This window comes from Legionella sp. km772 (assembly GCF_003989735.1).
Classification (GTDB): Bacteria; Pseudomonadota; Gammaproteobacteria; order Legionellales; family Legionellaceae; genus Legionella.
The window spans coordinates 1-4,103 of record NZ_RZGQ01000226.1; the positions used below are offsets into that span (position 1 = coordinate 1).

A 4,103-nucleotide genomic window follows, 5' to 3' on the forward strand; every position below is an offset into this window, starting at 1 on the left:
AAGTGAAATAAAAAAATCTAAAAATCCTTCTTCCAGCTTCATTCCTATATCCATTTAAATGAAGCTAGCCTCTCATTATTTACCGATTTAAGCTAGATTTTTTTCATGAGGTGGCCCTGTGGGCTTGCCTATTTTACCTTGCAAAAACCTATAGTGTATAAGATTATATGCTTTAAAATATAGGAGATTGTACATGCGGTCATTTCTAACTTTATCCGTTCTTTCTTTGGTTTTTTTGTTTCCCTATAGCTTAAATGCGGCTACGCTTGCAAAGTCTTGTTCAACTGCTTGTGCTTCTCCTTTTGGCAAAAAACTTGGCGGAAGTAATGGCGTCATCGGATACAGTAATTGCAATAACGAGTGCGAGAGTGAAGAATGGCATAAGCTAATAATAGGTCAGCAAGCCTATAAAACCGGAATGAAGTGGCAATGTGTTGAATATGCGCGAAGATGGTATATACAACGATTAGGCTATACTTTTGCTTCTATTGATCATGCTTACGAAATTTGGGATTTAGAAACCGCCAACAAAGTAGATTCGAACCTTAGTGTGAAATGGCATAAATTTACTAATGGTAAAACTAGAGAGAAGCCTAGGGTAAATGATTTACTCATTTATAATAAGAAACAAGGGGTTCATGGCCATGTTTCCGTGGTTGTTAAGCTTAGTAAAGGGTATATTTATGTAGCAGAACAAAACTATGCTAATACTACTTGGGAAAATGAGAGTTATGCTCGTAAAATTCTTTTACAACGTAATCCACAAGGCCATTATTTATTAAAAGATCTGGGGGTTATTGGCTGGATGCGACTGGCTTAGTACCCCTCCTATAGCTTATAAGATTCCTCCCACACGTGGCTGTCGCATTTATATTTTATGACGATGAGTTTGTTTATAATGAGTCTTAGAGAATTAAACAAGGAGTGTTTGATGAAAAAATTAGGTCTTGTCCTTTTGCTCTTAAGTACTCCAATGAGTTTGGTTTTTGCTGCACAAAAAATGATAGTATGCACTTTACAAGGTCTTACTGATTCAATTTCTTTTGCTGTGCCGCGAAAACTGGGTGATGTGCCTAAGCTTGATTTTACCTATCCTGTTGATACCAGTATTTTTAGTATGAGAAATGGAAATTTAGTGCTTATCGCAATGGATCATGATGATAAATCCCGAGTGCGCCTAGTCATTTCTGCCCAAGCAAAGAAAAATAAATCGGTATACCAAGGACAATTTGTAATTGATTCTGGTGGGAATGAGTTGCAAATAGATAATGGCGCAGTTTCCTGTCAATAAAAAATGCTTATATATTGATGAATAAGGTCACTTAGGACAAAGAAAGCAATCTATCATGTGATCATTAACCATACCAATTGCTTGCATGTAGGCATAAATAATCGTCGAACCCACAAAGCTCATGCCTCTTTTTTTCAAATCTTTTGATAAAGCATCTGAAATTAAAGTGTGGGAGGGGACTTCACTGAGATTTCTGGGGCGGTTAATTTGGGGAACACCGTTAACATATTGCCAAACATAGCTATCAAAAGATCCAAATTCTTCTTGAATCTTTAAAAAGACCTGTGCGTTTTTACGCACAGAAAATACTTTCAAGCGATTGCGAATAATTTCAGCATTGGTTAATAAGCTATTTAATTCTTCATCAGTCATTTGGGCTAGGGGGAGCGGTTCAAAATTTTTGAAAGCTTTGCGATAAGCTTCTCGGCGTTTAAGTATGGTATACCAACTTAACCCGGCCTGAGCTCCTTCAAGGATTAACATTTCAAAGAGAAGGCGATCTTCATGCAGAGGAACACCCCATTCTGTATCGTGGTAGTGTAAATAATCTTCTTTATCGGCAGGAGCCCAAGTACATCGTATATTCATTGTCTATCTTCTTTTAATAAGCGCGTTTTAGAAAAAACAAAACAATTATTTCATATAATGATGTAAAGCTAAACCCGCAATACAGATACTAGCAGCCACAGCTGCAGCAGGTTTGAAAAATTGATAGTGCTGGCTGGTTACTAATTGTGAGCGTTCCTCGATCATGGTAGGCCCATTGGGGGGACTTGCATTAACCACTACTCCTTTTCGTGCTTTAATAGTAATGGTGGAAAAAGAAGTGGCGTCTTTTTCTGCAGTTAAAGTGTAAGTCCCAGGGGGGACATTGGTAAAAGCTACTCCACCATCTAAGGACGTCGTCTTTAAACCGCGTATAAATGGATTTGTTTTGTGTACAACGGGAAACATCCCGAAATAAAATGCGGGGCTTTTCACCTGGGGAGATAAAATGGCTTTTACTCCCTCTACACCTTGGGGAATATCATCCATGGTCTTATTCGGTGGTGTAATAGTTGCAGCAATTTGACAACAGTCAGGATCCTCACTAATACCCATGGCAACCGAAAGTAGCTTATACGCCATATTCGAAGGAACTTGGAAGGAGATATTTTTCAACCTATCACTATTATTAATACCTTCGGGGGGTACTAAGAAAGTGGGGGTTTGAGTCGTTTTATACCCAGACCAAAAGGATCCTGATTTTTCGCAAACGAGAGTAAGCTCTTGACCTATAGGCCATTCGAAGGGGCCAAATTGACCTTTACTATCAGTTATAAGTTTTAAGTTATCATTTTCTAAAGAGCTTATGGTTGCCCCAGAAATTGGTTCACCTGAAATAAAAGAGCGTGCAAATCCTGATACTAGGGTATAACCTTCTTTCATAACAATGTCCTTATAAAAATATAACCATACTTTAATATTTTTTTAAAAAAATAAAAAGCAAGGCGTGCAAATAGTGACTTTTGCTAAACCAGTGTTTTGAGGCTACACTTGCAAAGAAGGACACTTGCTTAATAACCCTTGTGGTGAAATAATGCCTATTAATGACAGTCAATATAATCAGTGCTGTGATTATCTGGATGAACTGTTCGCAGGTCTTATTTTAAAGCGACATTGGGAAAATAAAGAATATATTTTTACCGTTAGCCGCTCCCTTATGGTAGAACGATTATTCAGTAGTTTTAAACCCTTATTTCAAAGTTCTTCTTATCTTGAAGATAGTACCTCTATTCAATTTAATTTTAAAAATTTAGGAGAGGATAGTCCCTTACTAACTAAAGAGGGATTAACTGCTGCATACCACGAAATTCCTAATAAATTTTCACCTTATATTACGGCCGAAACTTCAGAAATTTCCGTTTATGAGCGAGAGCATTTTAACCAAGCGTTAAAAGAGGCGCTTGTGCAATTACCAGGGCTCCGTATAGAGGATTTGAAATGGTCAATCCAGCAACATATCGATAAATATCAAAGCTTGTTCGAGCACGCAAGTAGCTATAAAGAAAAAAATGCTGCCTTAATTAAAATGAATAACTTATATAACATTTCCAGAAATAGTAATAAGCTAATTCAATTAATTCAAGAAGATAAGGAGGAGGAGAAACCTCCCTTAGAGGAGAGCAAACCCTCTCCTGAAAAAATATTTTTTACGCGGGTGCCTTATAAAGAGGAGCGTCCTTTAGAAAAAGAAGAACGTTATTTGGAAAAAAAAGAAACGGTTGTTACTTATCCTCATAGTAAATCTGGAGCGATTTCTTTAAGTTCCATATTAGGTATTCTCATGGGCTTTGCAATGCTTTCCTGGATTATTTATACCGATAGTGATTCCTATCGGATTTTTTTTAGTCTAGATAGTTTTGTTTTTGTCCTAGGAGCTACGATGGCTTGTACGATGATTTCCTACCATGGGCTCTATATCTTTCGCGCCCTCAGAGAAATTGTGCAAATTTTTATTCCTACCCATGTTAGCCCTAGCTTGCTTCTTAGTGATGTGGAAACCTTAATTAAATGGAGTCAACGATTTAAGGCTCATCAACAAGAAAAGAGGCCATTTAGGCAATTAGAAACCTTATTTTCTAATTATAAAGATCCTGACGTTGCTTTTATGCAGACTGCTATTGCGTTCTTGTTAGAGAACTACCCGAGTAATAACTCATGTTACGCACGGTCAATTTTAAGCTGCCATATTTTTAAGCTCCTGCCAAGCAATCTGGTTCGCTCTAAGAATCAATTTGTACTTAATAGCAAAGTGATTTAAATGAGTTTT

General features: G+C 37.1%; 5 protein-coding genes. 3 read left to right on the plus strand and 2 right to left on the minus strand.

Going from position 1 to position 4,103, the window contains the following annotated elements; all coding sequences use genetic code 11:
* Positions 1 to 193 precede the first annotated feature (193 nt).
* Positions 194 to 820, plus strand: a complete 627-nt coding sequence (locus ELY15_RS14175; RefSeq protein ID WP_127101155.1) for a CHAP domain-containing protein — start codon at positions 194 to 196, stop codon at positions 818 to 820.
* A gap of 111 nt (positions 821 to 931) precedes the next feature.
* Positions 932 to 1,291 carry a hypothetical protein gene (locus tag ELY15_RS14180; protein WP_127101157.1) on the plus strand — a complete coding sequence of 120 codons (360 nt, stop codon included), beginning with the start codon at positions 932 to 934 and terminating at the stop codon, positions 1,289 to 1,291.
* A 27-nt stretch (positions 1,292 to 1,318) separates the two neighbouring features.
* Here the strand turns inward: ELY15_RS14180 and ELY15_RS14185 are convergent, their stop codons facing one another.
* Together ELY15_RS14185 and ELY15_RS14190 are read right to left on the minus strand one after the other, a co-directional pair.
* Positions 1,319 to 1,879 carry a DNA-3-methyladenine glycosylase I gene (locus ELY15_RS14185; protein WP_127101159.1) on the minus strand — a complete coding sequence of 187 codons (561 nt, stop codon included), beginning with the start codon at positions 1,877 to 1,879 and terminating at the stop codon, positions 1,319 to 1,321.
* 45 nt (positions 1,880 to 1,924) lie between these two features.
* Positions 1,925 to 2,719: a carboxypeptidase-like regulatory domain-containing protein gene (locus ELY15_RS14190; protein WP_127101161.1), complete on the minus strand. Its 795-nt coding sequence runs from the start codon at positions 2,717 to 2,719 to the stop codon at positions 1,925 to 1,927.
* 151 nt (positions 2,720 to 2,870) lie between these two features.
* Between ELY15_RS14190 and ELY15_RS14195 the strand changes: the two genes are divergently transcribed.
* Positions 2,871 to 4,094 (plus strand): hypothetical protein, encoded by a 1,224-nt coding sequence (locus ELY15_RS14195; RefSeq protein ID WP_127101163.1) that lies wholly within the window; start codon positions 2,871 to 2,873, stop codon positions 4,092 to 4,094.
* Positions 4,095 to 4,103: the final 9 nt, after the last annotated feature.

Bases quoted from the DNA above. Each gene is read 5' to 3' on its own strand.
- ELY15_RS14195 (WP_127101163.1), top strand. From the start codon at position 2,871: ATGCCTATTAATGACAGTCAATATAATCAGTGCTGTGATTATCTGGAT.
- ELY15_RS14180 (WP_127101157.1), top strand. From the start codon at position 932: ATGAAAAAATTAGGTCTTGTCCTTTTGCTCTTAAGTACTCCAATGAGT.
- ELY15_RS14190 (WP_127101161.1), bottom strand. From the start codon at position 2,719: ATGAAAGAAGGTTATACCCTAGTATCAGGATTTGCACGCTCTTTTATT.
- ELY15_RS14185 (WP_127101159.1), bottom strand. From the start codon at position 1,879: ATGAATATACGATGTACTTGGGCTCCTGCCGATAAAGAAGATTATTTA.
- ELY15_RS14175 (WP_127101155.1), top strand. From the start codon at position 194: ATGCGGTCATTTCTAACTTTATCCGTTCTTTCTTTGGTTTTTTTGTTT.